Source organism: Rhodococcus sp. NPDC057014 (genome assembly GCF_042673295.1).
GTDB lineage: Bacteria > Actinomycetota > Actinomycetes > Mycobacteriales > Mycobacteriaceae > Rhodococcus_F.
In genome coordinates this window covers 1-1541 of the sequence record NZ_JBHUSF010000626.1, presented here as the reverse complement: position 1 = coordinate 1541, position 1541 = coordinate 1, and the positions used below count along the sequence as shown (strand labels likewise).

Here is a 1541-nt window from a genome sequence, read left to right as displayed (position 1 = left end):
GTGACCCTGTTCGCCGAACGCGCCGCGGCCGCGGTTCCCGGGTTCGCGCTGACGGAGGAGAACGCGGCGGCGGTGGCGGGGATCTGTCATCGCCTCGACGGGTTGCCGTTGCGGCGGGCAGACCGCAACCCCTGGCACGCACCCCCCACCCCGACCAGAGCCCCGGCACCCGCACCGCTTTCGGCAACGGACCGAACGGGATCGACGGCGCCGTCGCCGGCGGGGATCATCACCGCGGTCAGCGACCCGATCGGTGCCAGCAAAGCGCGTGCGCCGGGGGCGGGCAGGAGACCGTCGACGGCCAGCACGGTCAACGCGCAGCCGTCCGGAAAGAGCCCGGAGTCTTCGATGCGAGTAGTCGCACGGGCGAACGCCTTTCGGTCGCCTTCGAGGAGGTCTGTGACGGCGACCGCCAGATCGTCACGACCGCGGGCGGTTCGTGCGAGTTGTGCGCCGGCCTGGCCTGCCAGGGACATGACGGCGGTGAGATCGCCGTCGGACACGGCGCTGTTCTCATCCGGCAGCACGAACAGATACCCGTACGCCGCGCCTGCGTGGCGAGCCGGAAGACAGATCCGCGGCGACGCTTCAATATCCGGATTCTCTGGCGTGATCACCGGGCGCGTGGTATCGGCGATCCCGAAGTTTTCGTACCACGCGCGCGCGTCCGGCGGGCAACTGCGAGTGAGGATCGACTGCACCCGATCCTTGTCGACGTCAGGCGACTGGGTGCTGTAGGCGATCAACGAAAAGGCCCGGTCGACCAGGACCACCGACGCCGACAGTCGTTCGGCCACCTCGGTGACCACTTCATCGAGATTCACTTCACCATCTCCGTGAACAGCGTGTTTCGTAGGCGATACGTACGGCGATCATTCCGAGTCGGCCATACAAGTGTCTGACCGACGGGGCGAAAAGTTCTGGCGCCTGTCCCTAGCATGCTACGTGGGCGGTCGTTACGTTGATCACACACGATCGGAAGTTCGCCATCTCGCCTCAGCTCGCGCTTTCGATCTCGTGTCCGACTCGACCTTTGGAGCGTGTGATGTCCACTCTCGAACAACCGCCCGAGACGTTGCAGAAGTCTCTGAAACAACGACACCTCACCATGATCGCGATCGGAGGTGTCATCGGCGCCGGCCTCTTCGTCGGTTCGAGCGCCCTGCTGCACACCTCCGGCCCCGCAGCATTCGTGTCCTACGCCATCACCGGTGTCGTCATCGTCCTCGTGATGCGCATGCTCGGCGAAATGGCCACCACCAACCCGTCGACCGGATCGTTCGCCGGATATGCCCGCAAGGCCTTCGGGGGGTGGGCCGGTTTCACCACCGGCTGGCTGTACTGGTTCTTCTGGGTCGTCGCGGTCGGCGCCGAAGCCGTCATCGGCGGCAAACTGCTGCAACGCTGGATCGACCTGCCCTCCTGGGTGATGGCGGTCGTCCTGCTGCTGGCGATGGTCGCCACGAACCTCCGCTCCGTCCGCAACTTCGGCGAGTTCGAATACTGGTTCGCAGGGATCAAGGTCGCCGCGATCATCGCGT

Annotated in this window: 2 protein-coding genes; one reads left to right on the top strand and one right to left on the bottom strand. The window is 65.7% G+C overall.

All coding sequences use genetic code 11. The features are described 5' to 3' along the window. Nucleotides 1–86: 86 nt before the first annotated feature. Nucleotides 87–824 (bottom strand): hypothetical protein, encoded by a 738-nt coding sequence (locus ACFTZB_RS45560; protein WP_378442576.1) that lies wholly within the window; start codon nucleotides 822–824, stop codon nucleotides 87–89. A gap of 221 nt (nucleotides 825–1045) precedes the next feature. Here ACFTZB_RS45560 and ACFTZB_RS45555 point away from each other — a divergent pair. Then, nucleotides 1046–1541: amino acid permease (locus ACFTZB_RS45555; RefSeq protein WP_378442574.1), on the top strand; the 496-nt coding region annotated here is incomplete at its 3' end.